A 19,441-nucleotide genomic window follows, 5' to 3' on the forward strand; every position below is an offset into this window, starting at 1 on the left:
AGATGCTCATGCCCGCAACAGTATCCTTTTCCCTCAAACAGGCGCGACGACTGGCGCTGGCGGCCCAAGGGTTCAACGGGCGCCAGCCGCCGACTGTCAAAGCCGCTCACGTCAACCGGCTGATCGAACGGCTGGGTCTGCTGCAAATCGACTCCGTCAACGCCGTGGTGCGCTCGCACTACCTGCCGCTGTTTTCCCGTCTCGGTGCCTACTCTTCTGATTTGCTCGACCAGGCTGCCTGGAGTTCGGGGCGACGTCGCACGTTGTTCGAATACTGGGGGCATGAAGCGTCGTTGTTGCCGCTGTCGATGTATCCGTTGATGGCTTGGCGGATGCAGCGCGCCAGGCGTGGCGAGGATATCTACCAGCAATTGGCCAAATTCGGTCGTGAGCAGCAGGACGTGGTTCGTCGGGTCTTGAATTCGGTGGAAGAGCAGGGCGCGTTGGGCGCCGGCAGCCTTTCAACCCGTGAAGACAAGGCCGGGCCATGGTGGGACTGGAGTGTTGAAAAGCATGCGCTGGAGTGGTTGTTCGCCGTCGGTGAAGTCACGGTGGCGGGGCGTCGCGGTTTTGAGCGTTTGTATGATTTGCCGGAGCGGGTGATTCCTCCATCGATTCTGCAACAGACATTGCCCGGTGAGGCCGAAGCGCAGCGTGGCTTGTTGCTGCATGCAGCGCAGGCATCGGGCGTTGGTACAGAGAAAGACCTGCGTGATTACTTTCGCCTGAACCCGGCGGATGCGCGTCCGCGTCTTGCAGAACTGGTCGAAGCAGGGCAGTTGCAAATGTGCGAAGTCGCCGGTTGGCGGCAAATCGCCTATTGCCTGCCGGAGCCAAAAGTCCCGCGCAAAGTGGCGGCCAGTGCGTTGTTGTCGCCCTTCGATTCGTTGATCTGGGAACGCAGCCGGACTGAGCGCTTGTTCGACTTTCGCTATCGGCTGGAGATTTATACGCCGCAGGACAAGCGAGTCTACGGCTATTACGTGTTGCCGTTTTTGCACAACGAGCGGATTGCTGCGCGGGTGGATTTGCGTGCCGAACGGGCGGCCGGGCAGTTGGCGGTGCATGCGGTGCACGAGGAAGAGCCGGGGCTGGATGAGGAAGGGATGTTGGCGCTGGCCGTGAATTTGCGGCAGATGGCAGATTGGCTGGGGCTTGCGCGGCTGCAATTGAATTGTCAGCGCGAGAGTGCGGCGCGGTTGCGGGTGGCATTGGCAGAACTGGACTGATCCCTGTAGGAACTGCCGAAGGCTGCGATCTTTTGATGTTGATCTTATAAAAAACAAGATCAAAAGATCGCAGTCTTCGGCAGCTCCTACAAGTTTGCGCGACGCGGTCTAGCGGCGAACCTGCTTGAGGGTTTCAGCAATCAAAAACGCCAACTCCAGCGACTGATCGGCATTCATCCGCGGATCACAATGGGTGTGATAGCGATCCGACAAGCCGTCTTCAGTAATCGGCCGTGCGCCACCAATGCACTCGGTGACATTCTGCCCGGTCATCTCGATGTGAATCCCGCCGGCATAACTGCCTTCCGCTTCGTGCACCTGGAAGAACTGCTTCACCTCACCAAGGATCTGCGCAAAGTCGCGGGTCTTGTAACCGCTGCTGGCCTTGATGGTGTTGCCGTGCATCGGGTCGGAGCTCCACAGCACTTGCTTGCCTTCACGCTGTACCGCTTGAATCAGCGCCGGCAGGTGATCGCCGACCTTGTTCGCACCCATCCGCGCGATCAAATTCAGGCGCCCCGGATCGTTGTCCGGGTTGAGCACGTCGATCAGGCGGATCAGGTCATCCGGGTTCATGCTCGGGCCGACCTTGACGCCGATCGGGTTGTTCACGCCACGCAGAAATTCAACGTGCGCGCCATCGAGTTGACGAGTACGGTCGCCGATCCACAGCATGTGCGCCGAGCAATCGTAGTAATCGTTGGTCAGGCTGTCGCGACGCACGAAGGCTTCTTCGTAGTTCAACAGCAACGCTTCGTGAGCGGTGAAGAAACTGGTTTCGCGCAGTTGCGGCGAGCTGTCCATGCCGCAGGCACGCATGAACGCCAGGGTTTCATCGATGCGGTCGGCGAGGTGGCTGTACTTCTCGGCCAGCGCCGAGTTGGCGATGAAATCGAGGTTCCACTTGTGCACCTGATGCAGGTCGGCAAAACCGCCCTGAGCAAACGCGCGCAACAGGTTCAGCGTCGCGGTGGACTGGTGGTAGGACTGCAGCAGGCGTTCCGGATCGGGTACACGGCTCTTTTCGTCGAAACCGATGCCGTTGACGATGTCGCCGCGATAAGCCGGCAGCGTCACGCCGTCGATGGTCTCTTCGTTGGCCGAGCGCGGCTTGGCGAACTGACCGGCCATGCGCCCGACCTTGACCACCGGGCAACCGGCGGCAAAGGTCATGACGATTGCCATTTGCAGCAACACTTTAAACGTGTCGCGAATTTTTGCCGCGGAGAATTCAGCGAAGCTTTCCGCGCAATCGCCGCCCTGCAGCAGGAAGGCCCGACCCTGGGTGACTTCGGCAAACTGACGGCGCAGTTCGCGCGCCTCGCCGGCAAACACCAGCGGCGGATAGCTGGCCAGGGTTTGTTCGACCTGGCGCAGGTGCGCGGCGTCGGGGTATTGGGGTTGCTGCTGGATCGGCAGGGCGCGCCAGCTGTCAGGGCTCCACGGTTGGCTCATCACGGTCTCTAAGGTTCTACGCACGGAAGGCCATGTTAGCAGCAATTAGTGCGTGACCTGCTCCCGCCCCATCACCGACAATCGCCGCTTTGCCACGGCGCCACAGCGGTGCCATCGCGTCACCGCGCCCGGTGACCATCAGGAGACGAAATGACTGAGGAGCGCGTCGAGCATCTGCTCGCCGAAGTACAGGATGAGTTCGGCGTGATTCGCGTGCTGGAAGTGGCCGATTACCGCTTTCTCGAGTTCGGCGATGCCATCGAGCAGAGCTGTGTGTTCACCGCTGATCCGAGCTGGCTGGAATACGACTACACCCGGGCGATGCTGATTGGCGCGTTGTGCCATGAGCAACCGGAGAGTGCGCTGTTTCTCGGGCTCGGTGCCGGAACGCTGACTCAGGCCTGCCTCAGGTTTTTGCCGCTGGAAGATGTCGAAGCCATCGAGTTGCGCCCTGACGTGCCGCGTCTGGCCATCGAATACCTGGGCCTGGATGATGATCCGCGTTTGTACATTCGCGTCGGTGACGCCATTGAACTGCTGCCGACGGCAGAGCCTGCGGATCTGATTTTTGTCGACCTGTACACCGATGTCGGCCCGGGTGTCGGGCATCTGGCCTGGAGTTTTCTCGGTGACTGCCAGAAACGCCTGAATCCGGGCGGCTGGCTGGTGATCAACCAGTGGGCCACCGATGACGGCAAGCCGCTGGGCGCGGCGTTGTTGCGCGGGCTGTATCACCGGCATTACTGGGAGCTGCCGGTGAAGGAGGGCAATGTGATTCTGATTGTGCCCGCGGACCTTGATCAGATGTTGGACATGCAGGCACTGACTGCGCGGGCCGAGGCGCTGGCGCCGCGGTTGGGGTATTCGTTGCAGTCGTTGATCAACAGTATTCGCCCGGCCACCTGAGGCTGTTGGCCTTGCTGGCCCTATCGCGAGCAGGCTCACTCCTGCATTGAAATGCGTTCCCTTGTAGGAGTGACCCTGCTCGCGATGGCGTCATGACAGGCGCCAAATTTTCAGATCCCTTTGAAGATCCCGGGTCGCCGCTCCACCAACGACCGCACTCCCTCCCTGGCATCCTCACTCGCCAGCAACTTCTTCACCAGTGCCGGCAACCCTTGCGCCGCCGCCGTCTCACCTTCATATCGGGCCTGCCGCGCCGACATCAACGTCGCCTGCACCCCCAACGGCGCCTGCCGGGCAATCCGTTCGGCCAATTCAATCGCCCGCGGCAGCAGATCTTCACTGGCCATCACTTCCTGCACCAGTCCCAAGTGCAAGGCTTCGTGCGCATCAAATTCATCGCCGGTCAGCAACCAGCGCATGGCATTACCCCAACCGGCAATCTGCTGAAAACGCAAAGTAGCGCCACCAAAAGGAAAAATCCCACGCTGCACTTCCATTTGTGCGAAGCGGGTATTGCTCGCACAGAGATTGATATCTGCCGCCAGCATCAACTCGATGCCGATGGTCAGGCAGTACCCTTGCGCGGCGACAATCACAGGTTTGCTCACCCGAGGTCCGACGAAAACACCCCACGGATCGCAACCGCCGGTCGGAACCTGCCAGCCTTGGGCCAAAGCCGAGCTGGCGTTGACCAGATCCAGACCGGCGGTAAAGTGCTCGCCGTGGCCAAACACCACCGCTACCCGCGCCTCACTGTCGGCCTCGAACTCGCCATAAGCCAGGCTCAGGTCATTGAGCAGGTCGAGATCGAAAGCATTGCGTTTGGCCGCTCGATCCAGGCCAATCAGGTGGACGTGACCTCGGCGTTCTCGGCTGACGCGGCCGGCACAGGGCTGATTCATGGCGAAATCCTCGGGCGGGAAGGGCGGGGCAGCGACGGTATGCCGCAGCGCAGTGAATCGTTTAAGCGTCATCACCCGCAGGGCCGGGCCTTTGAAAAATAGACCTTAGCGCGATTATCCGCAAAACCCCGTTACATAGCGGTGACACACGCATTCAGCCGATAAAAAAAGCTCCCTTTTCGGGCGAAATCCGGTATAGTGCGCGCCGGCCTTTAACCGGGCCGCGTTTAGGTAGCGCAATTCCCCGAAGTCAGCTTCGGCTGCACGTCCGCATTGCGGGCTCTTCCCGGACGATTCTTTTTTTTCATTCATTCGTTTTCGCAAATCCCCGCCGACAAAGCTGCCAGGGCGACTCTTGAGTCTCAACACGGCATGCGCAGCTTTGGAGCATGGGTCTTTGCGGATGCACTTAGAGGCAGACCCATGACCCAGGAAACCGGCGGATTCGCCGCTTTTAATCTTAACCCGAATATTCTTGCAGCCGTCGCAGCGACCGGCTACGAAGAGCCTTCGGCGATTCAGCAGCAATCGATCCCGATCATCATGGCCGGCCAGGACATGATTGGTCAGGCGCAAACCGGTACCGGTAAAACCGCCGCGTTCGCACTGCCTATTCTGCACCGCATCGATCCTGCCAAGCGCGAACCGCAAGCCCTGATCCTGGCGCCAACTCGTGAGTTGGCGCTGCAAGTAGCAACCGCTTTTGAAACCTACGCCAAGCAAATGCCGGGCGTTACCGTTGTGGCCGTTTACGGCGGCGCGCCGATGGGCCCACAACTGAAAGCAATCCGTAATGGCGCACAGATCGTTGTCGCCACTCCGGGTCGTCTGTGCGACCACCTTCGTCGCGACGAAAAAGTTCTGTCGACCGTTAACCACCTGGTTCTCGACGAAGCTGACGAAATGTTGAAACTGGGCTTCATGGATGACCTGGAAGTCATCTTCAAGGCTCTGCCAGCGACCCGTCAGACCGTTTTGTTCTCGGCTACCCTGCCGCAGTCGATCCGCGCCATTGCCGAACGCCATCTGCGCGATCCGCAACACGTGAAGATCCAGACCAAGACTCAGACTGTTACCGCGATCGAACAGGCTCACCTGTTGGTTCACGCTGACCAGAAGACTTCGGCCGTTCTCAGCTTGCTGGAAGTGGAAGATTTCGACGCTCTGATCATGTTCGTACGTACCAAGCAGGCGACCCTGGATCTGGCCAGTGCCCTCGACGCCAAAGGCTACAAAGCTGCGGCGCTGAACGGCGACATCGCCCAGAACCAGCGTGAGCGCGTCATCGACTCGCTGAAAGATGGCCGTCTGGACATCGTTGTTGCGACCGACGTAGCTGCTCGTGGTCTGGACGTTCCGCGCATCACTCACGTGTTCAACGTTGACATGCCGTACGATCCAGAGTCCTACGTTCACCGTATCGGCCGTACTGGCCGTGCCGGTCGCGAAGGTCGTGCACTGCTGCTGGTGACTCCACGTGAGCGCCGCATGCTGCAAGTGATCGAGCGTGTAACCGGTCAGAAAGTTGCCGAAGTACGCCTGCCGGACGCTCAAGCCGTTCTCGATGCGCGCATCAAGAAACTGACCAACAGCCTGTCGCCGCTGGTCGCTGATGCCGAATCGACTCACGGTGAGCTGCTCGATCGTCTGACTGCAGACATCGGCTGCACTCCGCGTGCTCTGGCTGCAGCCCTGCTGCGCAAAGCCACCAACGGTCAAGCGCTGAACCTGGCTGCCATCGAGAAGGAACGTCCACTGGTGCCGAACAACGCACCGCGTGGCGACCGTCCTGAGCGCACTGGCGACCGTCCTGATCGTGGTGACCGCGAGCGTCGCGCGCCAATGCCTTTGGGCGAAGGCCGTGCTCGTTGCCGTACCGCGCTGGGTGCGCGTGATGGTATCGCTGCGAAAAACCTGCTGGGCGCCATCCTTAACGAAGGCGGTCTGGCCCGTGAAGCGATCGGTCGCATCCAGGTGCGTGACAGCTTCAGCCTCGTTGAGCTGCCGGAAGATGGTCTGGACAAACTCCTGACCAAACTGAAGGACACTCGCGTTGCCGGTAAGCAGTTGAAGCTGCGTCGCTATCGCGAAGATTGATCCGCCTCTGGGCTGATTGATCAAGCATGAAAAATCCCCGACTGGTTCGGGGATTTTTTTTGCCTGCTTTTCGAGATCAAAGGATCGCAGCCTTCGGCAGCTCCTACAGGGGGAACGCATTCCAAATGCAGGAGCTGCCGAAGGCTGCGATCTTTTGATTTTGCTTTTAACCGAAGCGGTAAATATCCATGCCCAGCGCGCCCATCGTGAAGCCCTGATGTGCCACGCTGAACTCACCGCCCGCGCCTCGCGCGAAATACAGCGGCAACAAATGCTCATCACTCGGGTGGCTGCGCACTGCATGCGGCGCCTGCTGGCGATAATCATGCAGCGCCGCCTCATCGGCGGCCGCCAACTTCTCGATCACCCAGTCACGGAAATCACGTGCCCACGGCTCGACACTTTCCGGGCCGGCGTGCCAATCCAGTTCGCGCAGGTTGTGCGTGATGCTGCCGGAGCCGATAAGCAAAATACCTTGATCGCGCAGGCTCGCCAGTGCCCGGCCGACACGGGTTTGCAGCGCCGGGCCTGCGCGACTTGGTAGCGAAACCTGCACCACTGGAATATCCGCCTGCGGATACATCAGTGACAAAGGTACCCAGACGCCGTGATCGTATGGACGCTGCGGATCGAGGCGTGCGGGCAGGTTGTTGGCTGTCAGCAAATCAGCCACTTTGGCAGCCAGTTGCGGATCACCCGGTGCCGGGTATTGCACTTCAAACAGTGCGCGGGGGAAGCCGCCGAAGTCGTGCCAGGTTTCTGGTTGCGCATGGCTGCCGACCAGCAACTCATGGCTTTCCCAATGCGCAGAAACGATCACGATGGCTGTGGGTTTGGGTAATTCGGCTGCCAGCCGCGCCAGCGCCGGGCCACTGGCACCGGGCTCCAGCGCCAGCATGGGTGAACCATGGGAAATAAACAGGCTGGGAAACATGATGGGTTCCTGAGCGTTAAGATGCCCTCATCTTCAGTCAGATCATTGATCTAAATCTAATATAAGTTTTAACGCTTTTTTATCGAATTATTGGGAGTGATGCATGCAGCCTGAGTTTTGGCACAAGAAGTGGGATTCGGGGCAGATCGGTTTTCACCAGCCGGAGGTGAATCCGTATTTGCAGCGACACTGGGCAGTAGCGGAAACGGCGCGAGTGCTCGTGCCTTTGTGTGGGAAAAGTCTGGATTTGTCGTGGCTGGCCGGGCGCGGTCATCAGGTGCTCGGGATTGAACTGTCGCAAAAGGCTATCGAGGGCTTTTTCAATGAGCATCAGGTGCAGCCGCAGATCAGCCAGAAGGGCGCGTTCAAGGCCTATCGTGGTGGCGCCATCGAGCTTTGGTGCGGTGACTTCTTTGCGCTGACGGCGAGCGATGTGGCCGATTGCACCGCGTTGTACGACCGCGCCGCGCTGATCGCCTTGCCAGCGCCGATGCGTGAGCGTTATGCGGCGCACCTTCAGCGGATTCTGCCGTTGGGTGTGCAAGGGCTGTTGATTACGCTGGATTACGATCAGACGCAGATGCCGGGGCCGCCGTTTGCGGTGGGGGATGATGAGGTCAAGCGGTTGCTGAGTGGTGCTTGGCAGGTGCAGGCGCTGGAAGAGCAGGATGTGCTGGGAGAGAGCGGGAAGTTCCTGCAGGCGGGTGTGACGCGGCTGGAGGAGCGGGTATACCGCGTGTCTTCCCGATAAATAGCGTGGGATTTTCTGGCCTCATCGCGAGCAGGCTCACTCCTACAGTGATTTGTGCTGAATCGCAGGTTGTGTGGCCGGCACAGAACCCTGTAGGAGTGAGCCTGCTCGCGATGAGGCCAGTGAGAACAGCCAATTAATCAAGGCAAAAAAAGGCCCGCATCACTGCGGGCCTCTTGTTTTTACGCCAATCTGATCAACCGCGACGACGCAGCGCGTCGATACGCTCTTCCAGTGGCGGGTGGCTCATGAACATGCGGGCAAAACCCTGTTTGATGCCACCGTTGATGCCAAAGGCATTCAGGGTGTCCGGCATGTGCACCGGCAGACCCTGTTCGGCGCGCAGGCGCTGCAGTGCACCGATCATCGCGCTGGTGCCGGCCAGACGTGCACCGGCTTCGTCGGCACGGAATTCGCGCTTGCGCGAGAACCACATGACGATCGCACTGGCGAGAATACCCAGCACCAGTTCGGCGAAGATGGTCGCCACGTAGTAGGCGATGCCCTGGCCTTCTTCGTTCTTGAAGATCACCTTGTCGACGAAGTTGCCGATGATCCGCGCGAAGAACATCACGAAGGTGTTCACCACGCCCTGGATCAGCGCGAGCGTCACCATGTCGCCATTGGCTACGTGACCGATTTCGTGGGCCAGTACGGCTTTCACTTCATCGGGCGAAAAACGCTCCAGCAGGCCCTGACTGACCGCGACCAGCGCGTCGTTCTTGTTCCAGCCAGTAGCGAACGCGTTCGCCTCGTAGGCCGGGAAAATGCCGACCTCGGGCATCTTGATCCCTGCTTCGCGGGACAATTGCTCGACGGTTTGCAGCAGCCATTGCTCATGACGGGTACGTGGCTGGCTGATGATCTGGGTGCCGGTGCTCATCTTTGCCATCCACTTGGAGATGAACAGCGAGAACAGCGAGCCGGCGAAACCAAAGACCGCACAGAAAACCAGCAGCTGACTAAGGTCGAGATCAACCCCGTTGGCCGCCATGAACCCGTTGAAGCCGAAAAGGCTCAGGGTGATGCTGGCTATCAGCACGACCGCCAGGTTAGTGGCCAAAAACAGCAGGATGCGCATCATGGTTGTAGAAATCTCCTCAAGCTAAAGATGTAGCGTACTGCGGGGTATATAAGGTGCCGCACCGGGCTATTCAACTGAGTGACTATTTCAAACTGTGTCCTACAGCGGATTCCTCGGTGTGCAGTCCGTTTCCCACAGCCAATACCGACATGGGCGACGACCAGCCGCGTCCCGTCGCCATTACGTCAGACGCAAGTGAGCGGTACGAATCGCAAGTGTAGAAGGCGTGCACGGAGGTGCGATGCAGAAGTGTTGCTGAATCAGACAGTGCGCAACGTTCGAGCCGTTGCGCACTGCTGGCCAGTTACTGGCGGTAGGACTTGAGGAAGTTGCCGATACGACCGATGGCCATTTCCAGATCGTCGACGCGGGGCAGCGTGACGACGCGGAAGTGATCCGGCCACGGCCAGTTGAACGCTGTGCCCTGTACCACCAGTAGCTTCTCGGAGAGCAGCAGATCAAGGACGAATTTCTCGTCGTTGTGGATCGGGCAGACTTTCGGGTCAATCCGCGGGAAGGCGTAGAGCGCGCCCATCGGCTTGACGCAACTCACCCCCGGAATATCGTTGAGCAGCTCCCAGGTGCGGTTGCGCTGCTCGAGCAGACGCCCTTGCGGCAGCACCAGATCGTTGATGCTCTGATAGCCACCGAGGGCGGTCTGGATGGCATGCTGGCTCGGCACGTTGGCGCACAAACGCATGTTGGCCAGCATGTCGATGCCTTCGATGTAGCTCTGGGCGTTGTGCTTCGGCCCGGAAATGGCGATCCAGCCGGAGCGGAAACCGGCCACGCGGTAGGACTTCGACAGGCCGTTGAAGGTCAGGCACAGCAGGTCCGGCGCCAGCGAAGCGGTGCAAATGTGCACGGCATCGTCGTACAGGATCTTGTCGTAGATCTCGTCAGAGAACACCACCAGGTTGTGCGCACGGGCGATTTCCAGCATGCCCAGCAACACTTCCTTCGAATACACCGCGCCGGTCGGGTTGTTCGGGTTGATGATCACCATGGCTTTGGTGTTCGGGGTGATCTTGGCCTTGATGTCGGCCAGGTCCGGGAACCAGTCGGCGCCTTCGTCGCACAGGTAGTGCACGGCGTTGCCACCGGCGAGGCTGACGGCGGCGGTCCACAGCGGATAGTCGGGGGCCGGCACCAGCACTTCGTCGCCGTTGTTGAGCAGCGCCTGCAACGACATCACGATCAGTTCGGAGACGCCGTTACCCAGGTAGATGTCTTCGATGCCGACACCTTCGACATTCTTCTGCTGGTAGTACTGCATCACCGCTTTGCGCGCGCTGAACAGGCCTTTGGAGTCGCTGTAGCCTTGCGCGGTCGGCAGGTTGCGAATCACATCCTGAAGAATTTCGTCCGGCGCCTCGAAACCAAACGGCGCCGGGTTGCCGATGTTCAGCTTGAGGATGCGCTGGCCTTCCTCTTCCAGTCGTTTGGCGTGCTTGAGCACCGGGCCGCGAATGTCGTAGCAGACGTTGGCGAGCTTGTTCGATTTGCTGAACTGCATGGCGATGTGATCCCGAAAATGAACGATCCAGACGCTGTATGAACTACCGTACTGGGAATCCTGCATGTGCACGCCAATCGGTGGCCGGCACTCAACGCTGCAAAAAATCCGTTTGAGTGCGTGTAACGTGGCTGCCAGACTGGCGTCAAAACAAGGCGCAATCATACGTGCCACCCGATCCGTGGAAAAGGTACAGATCGGGCTTTTTCAGCTGCTGAGGTGTGATGATGGAAAAGTTGGAAAAAACCCTGGAAGAATGGAAGGCCATGCTCGATCCGCAGCAGTACGAGGTTTGCCGCCTCAGTGCGACCGAGCGACCGTTCTCCGGCAAATACAACGACACCAAGACCGACGGTGTTTACCACTGCGTCTGCTGCAACGAAGCATTGTTCGACGCCAAAGCCAAATTCGATTCCGGCTGTGGCTGGCCGAGCTTTTATGAGCCGATCGGCGAAAGCGCCATGACCGAAATCCGTGATACCACGCACGGCATGATCCGCACTGAAGTGAAGTGCGCCCGCTGCGATGCGCACTTGGGTCATGTGTTCCCCGACGGCCCACCGCCAACCGGTCTGCGTTATTGCATCAACTCGGTGTGCCTGGATCTGGTACCCCGCGAGTAATGCGAGCCCCGTAGGAGCTGCCGAAGGCTGCGATCTTTTGATTTTGATTTTTTTTTTCAAGATCAAGATCAAAAGATCGCAGCCTTCGGCAGCTCCTACACGGATCGATTTCAAATATTAAATTGCACACAATTTAATTGCTCGCTATGTTTGGCCTTTCCCGACAGTCTGCGGAGCCCCCTGCCATGAGCGACAACCTGCTGAATATTCCGTGCACCACTATCAAAGGCGAGCAAAAGACCTTGGCCGATTTCGCCGGCAAAGCGGTATTGGTGGTCAACACCGCCAGCAAATGCGGTTTCACCCCGCAGTACAAAGGCCTCGAAGAGCTGTGGCAGACCTACAAGGATCAAGGCCTGGTCGTGCTGGGCTTTCCGTGCAATCAGTTCGGCAAGCAGGAGCCGGGCAACGAAGGCGCAATCAGCGAATTCTGCGAGCTGAACTTCGGTGTCAGCTTCCCCCTGTTCAAGAAGATCGACGTCAACGGTGCCGGTGCCCATCCGCTGTTCGTGCAGTTGAAGAAGCGCGCTCCCGGCGTGCTCGGCTCCCAAGGCATCAAGTGGAATTTCACCAAGTTTCTGATCGGCAAGGACGGCCAGTTGGTCAAGCGCTTTGCCCCGGCCACCAAGCCGCAGGATTTGAGCCGCGAGATCGAAGCCCTGCTCAAATGAGCAATCTGTCGGTCGATTCGCTGAAGCTCGACAATCAGTTGTGCTTCAAACTGTATGCCGCATCCCGGGCAGTGATTCGTGCCTACAAGCCGATGCTCGATCAACTCGGCCTGACCTATCCGCAATATCTGGCGATGCTGGTGTTGTGGGAATGGCAGGACGCCGCACCGGAACAACCGACGGTCAAGGCGTTGGGCGAACGCCTGGCGCTCGACTCCGGCACGCTGACGCCATTGCTCAAGCGTCTTGAGCAATTGCAACTGGTGCAGCGGCAGCGCTCGGTGCGCGATGAGCGGGAAGTGCACTTGAGTCTGACGTCTGCCGGCCAGGCGTTGCGCGAGCAGGTCGGGCCGCTGAAGGCGCGCCTGCTGTGCGACAGTGGTGTGGATCTGGACCGGCTCAATGGTTTGCGCGCCGGCCTCGATCACCTCTTGGGTCAGATCAAAGCGTTGTCGTAGTCGGCATCCATTGATCCAGCAGTGCCGCCAGTTCCTCCCGGCGGAACGGTTTCGCCAGATAGTCGCTCATGCCCGCCGCCCGGCAGCGCTCGCGCTCCTCGGACATGGCGTTGGCGGTCAGGGCGACAATCGGCAGATTCGGCCAGCGCCCGCTCTGGCGAATCTGCCGGCTGGCTTCGTAGCCGTCCATGACCGGCATGTTGCAGTCCATCAGGACCATGTCGAACTCGTGATACTCCAACTGATCCAGTGCTTCGGCGCCATGCGCGGCCACCACAACCTCGCAGCCGAGCTTGCCGAGCATGCCCTTGGCCACCAATTGGTTGACCGGGTTGTCCTCGACCAGCAGCACCCGCCCGCGTCGCACGCCGGGTGAGGATTCGAGGCGAGCATCGTTGATCGTGACGGTGTCCGGTTGCAGCGTGCGACGCAGATTCTGATAGAGCGCATTGCGCGCCAGCGGTCGTGCCTGTTGCTGCAAGGGCGCGAGCGCGGCGGCCTCTTCGCTGGGCAGAAAACTGCCGTAGGCAGTCACCAGCAGAATCGGCGCGACGAGTGTCGGGCGCAAACCGAACAGGCATTCCGGACAATCGGTGATCAACACATCGGGCGCCAGGCCCAGGAGCGAATCGTCGATGGTGCGCTGTTCATACTCGAGACCCCAGACCGGCAACATGCTTTGCAGCAACTCGGCCAGGCCGCTGCTGCCCGCAGTGATAGCAAGTACTTTGCCGTGCAGTGGCGCCGGGGACAGCGCCCGGGTATGGCAGGGCAACGGCAACTCGGCGCAGAACTGACTGCCGAAACCGGTCTCGGAACTGATGGTCAGGCGTCCCTGCATGGCCTCGCAGAGATTGTAGGTCAGCGCCAGTCCTAGCCCGGTGCCGCCGTACTGACGGGTAATCCCTGCGCCGGCCTGGGTGAACGGCTGGAATATTTTCACCTGGGCGTCCTGGGCGATGCCGATTCCGGTGTCGCAGACCTCGATGCGCACGCCATCCTTATAGGCCGACAGGCGTACATCGACGCGGCCGAAACGGGTGAATTTCAGCGCGTTGGACAGCAGATTGCTGACAATTTGCCGAACCCGGGTCGGATCGCCCAGTACCAGTGCGGGGAAGTGTGGATCGATGAGGCAAGTCAGCTCGACGCTCGGCGCGGCATTCTGCGACAGCAGGTTGGCGGTGTCTTCGATCAGCGAGCCGAGATCGAAAGGGATATTTTCCAGTTCCAATTGCCCGGCATCGAATTTGGACAGGTCAAGAATGTCGTTGAGCAACTCCACCAGCACCTTGCCGGAGTCATGGGCAATCGACAGCTGTTGCTGCTGTTCGGCATTCAGCGGACCGTCGAGTGACAGCGCGATCATTCCCAGTAAACCATTGAGCGGCGTGCGGATTTCATGGCTCATGTTGGCGAGGAAGGCCGAGCGCGCTTCGGCCATTTCCAGCGCAGTACTTCGCGCTACTTCAAGTTCCTGGTTGGACTGGCTGAGCCGGGCGTTGATTGCCTTGAGTTCGGCAGTGCGCGCCGAGACGATGTTTTCCAGCTGACCGAGATAGTCGGTCAGGCGGTTTTCGGCGTTACGTCGTTGCTGGATCTCGGTGGCAATGTTTTCGAACTGTTGGTTGGCGACTTTGACCAGTACGCCAATTTCGTCATTGCCGTGTCCGGCCGGACATTCCAGGGTCGTCGGCTCGGCTGCACGGGGGTCACGCCCGCTGAGTTCGCGGATTACCCGCACCAGTGGTTTGGTCAGCATGACGTAAAACAGCGCCAGCAGGATCCCGGTCAGAATCAGGCTGCGGGCGAAACCATTGAGCAGGGTGATTTCCGCGCGGCGCAGAAAGCGGCTGCCGAAGGCATAGGTATCGACTTCAAGGCTCAAGACACCAAGAGATTCGTTGGGCAGGTGATCCAGATAGAGGCGGTCTTCGAATTGCCGCTTGGCGCCGAACAGGAAGTCGCTGATCACCCGATAGCTGTTCTGCAGCTCGGGGCGTTTGACACTGGCCAGCACCGTACCGTCGTTGTCGGTCAGTTGCGCCGAGATGATCGCCGGCGAACGCAGCAATCCCAGTGTGAGTTCCTGGGCCAGTTCCGCGTCGATGTTGTAGGCGATGCGCGATGCCGGGTTATGGCTGATTTCCAGCAAAGACAGGATTTCACGATTGATGGAGGCGTCTTCGCTGGCATAATCGATGCCGATTTGCAGCAGGCTGAGCAGCGTGCCCAGAATGAACCCGACCAGCACAGTAAGCCTGGCTTGCTTGTACGACAGCCGGTGGGTGAATTTGATATCCATGGGGTGTTGAACCACTTCCGTTTCCCTTCGCTGCTCAAGCATAGTCGATCATGTATGGATACCGAGGTTCTCGAATCGCCTTGTAACAAGGCGCGGTGCGGGGGTTTAAATCTGTGTGTCGTCGCAGGGTTACCATCATCACTTTGAAACTGCCTGAGGAGAAGACGTGGATTCCCGATTGAATGCTTTTCTTGAACGCGCCGAGTCGGTTCTGGCGCGGATCGAACCGCTCCTGCCGGCACCACGCCCCATCATTGACTGGAGCACCTGTCTGGCGGCGCGCTGGCAGCGTGACGGGCGCAATGGGTACCTGTTGCCGCTGGAGGTCAGCCTCGACATGCGCCTGTCCGACCTGATTGGCGTCGACCGTCAACTCGAGCAACTGGGGCGCAATACCCAGCAATTCCTCGACGGCATGCCGGCTAACCATGCGTTGCTCTGGGGCTCGCGCGGCACCGGCAAATCCTCGCTGGTACGGGCGCTGCTCGCGGAACACGCCAATGCCGGCTTGCGTCTTATCGAAATCGAGCGCGACCATCTGGCTGACCTGCCCCGCGTGGTCGATCAGATCGGTAAACTGCCACAACGCTTCGTGCTGTTTTGTGATGATTTGTCGTTCGAGTCCGGTGAAGGCGATTACCGGGTCCTTAAAAGCGTGCTCGACGGTTCTCTGGAGCAGGCACCGGATAACGTCTTGCTCTACGCGACCTCCAACCGTCGTCACCTGGTGCCTGAAAAGGAAAGCGACAACGAGAACTGGAAACGCGTCGATGGCGAGCTGCACCCAAGCGAAGCGGTCGAAGACAAGATCGCACTGTCGGACCGATTTGGCTTGTGGCTGTCGTTCTACCCTTTTACCCAGGAACACTTCCTCGACGTCGTCGAACACTGGATCGGCCAACTGGCCGCCAGGGCCGGCCTGAGCTGGCAGCGCGACGAAGAACTGGACATCCTTGCCGTGCGCTGGGCCACCGGCCGCGGTAATCGCAACGGACGTTGCGCGTATCAATTCGCCCGATACTGGGTGGGACTGAAATTGTTGGAGCACAAGGCATGATTGATTTGCAACAAAGCGGCCAAGGCCTCGAAGGCTATGGCATGTTGGTCGCTCAACTGGAGTCGCTGCTGGCTGACGAGCGCGATTTCATCGCCAACGCCGCGCAGTTTTCGGCGTTCCTGTTCAACCAGCTCGATGATCTGAACTGGGCCGGTTTCTATCTCAATCGCAACGAAGAACTGGTGCTCGGCCCGTTCCAGGGGCAAATCGCCTGTGTGCGTATTCCATTCGGTCGTGGTGTGTGCGGCGCGGCGGCAGCCACTCTGCAAACTCAGCGAGTCGAAGATGTGCATGCGTTTCCCGGGCATATCGCCTGCGACAGCGCGTCGAACAGTGAGTTGGTGGTGCCTTTGGTCAAGGACGGGCGCCTGATCGGTGTTCTCGATCTGGACAGCCCGAAACTTGCGCGTTTCGGCGCCGATGATCAGGCTGGCATCGAGCAATTGGCGTCGATCTTCCTGCGTCTGACCGACTGCTGATCATGTGGTGAGGCCAGCCTTGTGCAACAGGCTGGCCGGATCCACGGTGTCGATTTGCTGTGGGTCGAGAAAACGTGCGGCGTATTGCAGGTACACGCCTTCGTTGACGAATAATCCAAACAGCTGTGCATCGATGTGCGCCTCGCGGCACATCGTCGCCATGATTCCCAATGCCTCGCTCAGCGATTTGGCCTTCTTGTAGGGGCGGTCGGCTGCCGTCAGCGCCTCGAAAATATCGGCAATCGCCATCATCCGTGCCGGCAGGCTCATTTCTTCGCGTTTCAAGCGTTTCGGGTAACCGGAACCGTCCATTTTTTCATGATGACCGCCAGCGATTTCGGCGATGCTGTCGAGGTGCCCGGGGAAGGGCAGGTGACTGAGCATCATGATCGTTTGCACCATGTGGTGATTGATGATGTAGCGCTCCTCGCGGGTCAGCGTACCGCGGGTGATGCTCAGGTTGTACAACTCGCCGCGATTGTATTTATAGCGTGGCACATCCAGCTTGAAACCCCATGGATTGTCTTCGGGTATCAGTTCGTTCCTGTCTCGTTCAAATAAATGTTCCGGTTTGTCCGCCAGCAGGGGCTCGCTGATCGGCAGCGTCGGCGCAGGCGTGCGTGCCTGACGGCGGTTTTCGTCCCAGGAAACGCCTAATCGATCATCCAGTGTGCGCGTCCAGGTTCGTCGGGCGAGCTCATCAAGGCGTTGCAGATCTGCTTCGGCCATGGCCTCACCGCCCAGATTGCAACGTGCGACGAAGGCGAAGTCTGCGTCCAGCGCAGCCAGAGTGGCATCACGCAGGTCGCCCAATGCTGCTTCGTCACCGCCCTTTGCCAGCGCTTGCCAATAATCGACCCAGGCATCGCGCTTGAGCACCTCGAAGCGGGTGCGAATCTCGTGTATACGGTCGTTGAGTGTTTCCAGTTTGGTGGCTTTGTCGACCACGTACTCCGGTGTCGTGACCTTGCCGCAATCGTGCAGCCACGCCGCGATGTGTAGCGCCTCCCAGTCATCCTCGGTGGGCTGGTAGGCACTGAACGCCGGTGCCTGGCTGGCTGCTGCGGCTTGGGCGAGCATCAGGGTCAGCTCCGGCACGCGCTGACAGTGGCCGCCGGTGTACGGACTTTTGGCATCGATTGCCCCGGCGAGCAATTGAATGAAAGCGTCCAGCAGCTGTTTCTGTTTCGCCTGCAGGCGCTGGCTTTCAATACTCACTGCTGCAGCGCCGGATACCGCTTGCAGGAAGGCGATGCGATCGGGGCGCAGTTTATCCAGATCGGCAGGAGTGCCGCTGTCATTGACCAGCAGAATCAGCAAGCCAATGGTTTCGTTGTGGCGGTTGCGCAGGCGTATACCGATCAGATGCACGCGCGGTGAAGTCATCGCCAGCAATACCTTTTGCAGATCCCTGGCCTGTTCAAAGCCGAAATTGCTCACCACATTGTCGGCGTGCACCAATTGCTCGAACCATGCCGGCCCCTGATTCGTTTGCAGGTCGTGCCCCTGAATATCGAATGTTTCCAGGGTTTGCGAGGCGCCATCGATCACCAAACCGTAAGGCTCCATGCGGCTGCCATCGCTCTCGCGCAGGTAAATAAGACCTGCCTGCGCCTGAGCGATCTGCACCGTCTCGAACAGTACCCGTTGCAGTAACGGCGCGAACCGGGTTTCGGCGCACAGACTGTCGGTGATGCGAAAGAAGCTCGCCAAGGTGTCCTTCATGCGCGCCATAGACAGGCTCAGTTGGTCAACTTCCAGCACGGGCGAGCGCCGGGTCACCGGGAAATTGAAATCGAAACTGCGGATCGCATCGGCTTCCTTGACCAAGGCGTGCAAGGGTTTGACCAGCGTGCGCGAAATCAGCCAGCCCAATGGAAGGCACAACAGCAAGGTTGCCAGCGTTATCAGCGCACCTTGCCAGCGCATGCGGTAAGCGTCGACGAGCAATTCATCCTCTGGCACCAGCAAGGCCATTTGCAGGCCTTGCGGTCCGCCTTCCTGCATGCTGCTGCGGGCAACGATCCATTGGCGGCCATCGACTTTTATGCGATTGCCTTGATGCTCGCCGGACAACAAGGCGTGCAGGCGCGGGCTCAAGTCCGCAGCCTTGGCCAGGCGCGCGGTGCGGTCGTCGACGATCAGTCGACGGCTGTCCGGCCAGGCCACGGCGTTGCCCTCGGCATCAAACAGGACGATCTCGGTGGCCGGCGTCACTACATGCTTGATCAGCGTCGCCGAGAGTGCGGCGAGAGTCAGGTCAGCGCCGATGACTGTCGTGTCACCGCTGCGCCGGGCCAGAGTGGTACCGACATTGTGAGTGGAGAAAAATACATAAGGTTCGGTGGTGATCTGGTCGCCACTTTCTCGTGCATTGCTGTACCACGCCCGGTTACGCGGATCGTAACGGTCATCGGGGTTGTCCTGGCGGGCAAGGAGCGACAGACCCTGATCGAAAAACAATGACTGTGAACGCGAGCCTGCACCGCCGTCGCGCTCAATGCTCCAGATTTGATAAGCCGCTGCCGGCGGCGCCTTGAGTTGGGTCTTCAGGGCTTCGCTGCGCAAGGCCCGCACCATGAAAAAATCGCCATTGCCGAAGCCGAGGTAAAGCGAGGCGAGGTCAGGGTTGTCCTTGAGTGACTGGCTGAAAGGTTTGAGTAGAGCCAGGCGCTGTTGCAGATCAGGTGCCTGGGCGGCGGGGTTGTCTGCCAGCAGGCTCAGCAAGTGGCGTATCGGCTGGTAGGTGGCGTGCAGATCCAGGCGCACGTCCTGTTCGATGCGATTGAACAGATGCTCACTGCTCGAAAGAATGATGCGGGTCGTCTGGCTGTAATTGAACAGCCCCAGCACCACAGCAGTCAGCAACATCAGGAAGGTGAACATCACGCTGATATGCACGTGCAGAGGGAACCGGCGTGGATCCGTGCGCAGTGGGCTCGGCATTGCTGACTCTCCATGGGGAATAAACACA

16 protein-coding genes are annotated in these 19,441 nt (G+C 59.5%); 9 read left to right on the plus strand and 7 right to left on the minus strand.

Annotated features, from left to right (window positions below; all coding sequences use genetic code 11):
- Window positions 1-8 precede the first annotated feature (8 nt).
- Window positions 9-1,229, plus strand: coding sequence for a winged helix-turn-helix domain-containing protein (locus ACIPIZ_RS11250; protein ID WP_401165334.1), 1,221 nt, complete (start codon window positions 9-11; stop codon window positions 1,227-1,229).
- Between the two features lie 108 nt (window positions 1,230-1,337).
- Here ACIPIZ_RS11250 and ACIPIZ_RS11255 read toward each other — a convergent pair whose 3' ends face one another.
- Window positions 1,338-2,684 (minus strand): class II 3-deoxy-7-phosphoheptulonate synthase, encoded by a 1,347-nt coding sequence (locus tag ACIPIZ_RS11255; RefSeq protein ID WP_401165336.1) that lies wholly within the window; start codon window positions 2,682-2,684, stop codon window positions 1,338-1,340.
- A 150-nt stretch (window positions 2,685-2,834) separates the two neighbouring features.
- On the opposite strand from ACIPIZ_RS11255, the gene ACIPIZ_RS11260 reads away from it, so the two are divergent.
- Window positions 2,835-3,590, plus strand: a complete 756-nt coding sequence (locus tag ACIPIZ_RS11260) for a spermidine synthase (RefSeq protein WP_064391389.1) — start codon at window positions 2,835-2,837, stop codon at window positions 3,588-3,590.
- A gap of 110 nt (window positions 3,591-3,700) precedes the next feature.
- Here the strand turns inward: ACIPIZ_RS11260 and ACIPIZ_RS11265 are convergent, their stop codons facing one another.
- A complete protein-coding gene (locus tag ACIPIZ_RS11265; RefSeq protein ID WP_064391388.1) occupies window positions 3,701-4,492 on the minus strand; it encodes a crotonase/enoyl-CoA hydratase family protein in 792 nt (263 codons plus the stop codon).
- Between the two features lie 423 nt (window positions 4,493-4,915).
- On the opposite strand from ACIPIZ_RS11265, the gene ACIPIZ_RS11270 reads away from it, so the two are divergent.
- Window positions 4,916-6,589 (plus strand): DEAD/DEAH box helicase, encoded by a 1,674-nt coding sequence (locus ACIPIZ_RS11270; RefSeq protein ID WP_008088238.1) that lies wholly within the window; start codon window positions 4,916-4,918, stop codon window positions 6,587-6,589.
- Window positions 6,590-6,755: 166 nt separating this feature from the next.
- On the opposite strand, the gene ACIPIZ_RS11275 is transcribed toward ACIPIZ_RS11270, so the two are convergent.
- Window positions 6,756-7,523, minus strand: coding sequence for a DODA-type extradiol aromatic ring-opening family dioxygenase (locus ACIPIZ_RS11275; RefSeq protein ID WP_401165338.1), 768 nt, complete (start codon window positions 7,521-7,523; stop codon window positions 6,756-6,758).
- A 103-nt stretch (window positions 7,524-7,626) separates the two neighbouring features.
- Between ACIPIZ_RS11275 and ACIPIZ_RS11280 the strand changes: the two genes are divergently transcribed.
- Complete coding sequence (locus tag ACIPIZ_RS11280; RefSeq protein WP_401165339.1) at window positions 7,627-8,274, plus strand: thiopurine S-methyltransferase; 648 nt, start codon at window positions 7,627-7,629, stop codon at window positions 8,272-8,274.
- A 196-nt stretch (window positions 8,275-8,470) separates the two neighbouring features.
- Here ACIPIZ_RS11280 and htpX read toward each other — a convergent pair whose 3' ends face one another.
- Together htpX and ACIPIZ_RS11290 are read right to left on the minus strand one after the other, a co-directional pair.
- Window positions 8,471-9,358, minus strand: coding sequence for a protease HtpX (htpX, locus tag ACIPIZ_RS11285; RefSeq protein WP_007908619.1), 888 nt, complete (start codon window positions 9,356-9,358; stop codon window positions 8,471-8,473).
- 304 nt (window positions 9,359-9,662) lie between these two features.
- The gene (locus ACIPIZ_RS11290) at window positions 9,663-10,874 is read right to left on the minus strand and encodes a pyridoxal phosphate-dependent aminotransferase (RefSeq protein WP_003226761.1); all 1,212 of its coding nucleotides are present in this window, start codon (window positions 10,872-10,874) and stop codon (window positions 9,663-9,665) included.
- Window positions 10,875-11,101: 227 nt separating this feature from the next.
- Between ACIPIZ_RS11290 and msrB the strand changes: the two genes are divergently transcribed.
- The 3 genes from msrB (at window position 11,102) to ACIPIZ_RS11305 (ending at window position 12,626) form a co-directional block, all read left to right on the plus strand.
- Window positions 11,102-11,497 carry a peptide-methionine (R)-S-oxide reductase MsrB gene (msrB, locus tag ACIPIZ_RS11295; RefSeq protein ID WP_122853890.1) on the plus strand — a complete coding sequence of 132 codons (396 nt, stop codon included), beginning with the start codon at window positions 11,102-11,104 and terminating at the stop codon, window positions 11,495-11,497.
- A 185-nt stretch (window positions 11,498-11,682) separates the two neighbouring features.
- Window positions 11,683-12,168 carry a glutathione peroxidase gene (locus tag ACIPIZ_RS11300; protein WP_064391384.1) on the plus strand — a complete coding sequence of 162 codons (486 nt, stop codon included), beginning with the start codon at window positions 11,683-11,685 and terminating at the stop codon, window positions 12,166-12,168.
- A complete protein-coding gene (locus tag ACIPIZ_RS11305; RefSeq protein WP_401165341.1) occupies window positions 12,165-12,626 on the plus strand; it encodes a MarR family winged helix-turn-helix transcriptional regulator in 462 nt (153 codons plus the stop codon). The genes ACIPIZ_RS11300 and ACIPIZ_RS11305 overlap by 4 nt, the downstream gene beginning before the upstream one ends.
- On the opposite strand, the gene ACIPIZ_RS11310 is transcribed toward ACIPIZ_RS11305, so the two are convergent.
- On the minus strand, window positions 12,610-14,931 hold the full coding sequence (locus tag ACIPIZ_RS11310) for a response regulator (RefSeq protein ID WP_401165343.1): 2,322 nt from the start codon (window positions 14,929-14,931) through the stop codon (window positions 12,610-12,612). The two genes, ACIPIZ_RS11305 and ACIPIZ_RS11310, sit on opposite strands and share 17 nt — an antisense overlap.
- Window positions 14,932-15,097: 166 nt before the next feature.
- On the opposite strand from ACIPIZ_RS11310, the gene ACIPIZ_RS11315 reads away from it, so the two are divergent.
- Both ACIPIZ_RS11315 and ACIPIZ_RS11320 read left to right on the plus strand, forming a co-directional pair.
- On the plus strand, window positions 15,098-15,988 hold the full coding sequence (locus ACIPIZ_RS11315; RefSeq protein ID WP_401165344.1) for an ATP-binding protein: 891 nt from the start codon (window positions 15,098-15,100) through the stop codon (window positions 15,986-15,988).
- Window positions 15,985-16,467 (plus strand): GAF domain-containing protein, encoded by a 483-nt coding sequence (locus ACIPIZ_RS11320; RefSeq protein WP_064391380.1) that lies wholly within the window; start codon window positions 15,985-15,987, stop codon window positions 16,465-16,467. The genes ACIPIZ_RS11315 and ACIPIZ_RS11320 overlap by 4 nt, the downstream gene beginning before the upstream one ends.
- Here the strand turns inward: ACIPIZ_RS11320 and ACIPIZ_RS11325 are convergent, their stop codons facing one another.
- Window positions 16,468-19,413: an HD domain-containing phosphohydrolase gene (locus ACIPIZ_RS11325; protein ID WP_150648275.1), complete on the minus strand. Its 2,946-nt coding sequence runs from the start codon at window positions 19,411-19,413 to the stop codon at window positions 16,468-16,470.
- Between the last annotated feature and the right edge of the window lie 28 nt (window positions 19,414-19,441).

It is taken from the genome of Pseudomonas sp. NPDC087690, from assembly GCF_044743175.1.
Lineage (GTDB): Bacteria > Pseudomonadota > Gammaproteobacteria > Pseudomonadales > Pseudomonadaceae > Aquipseudomonas.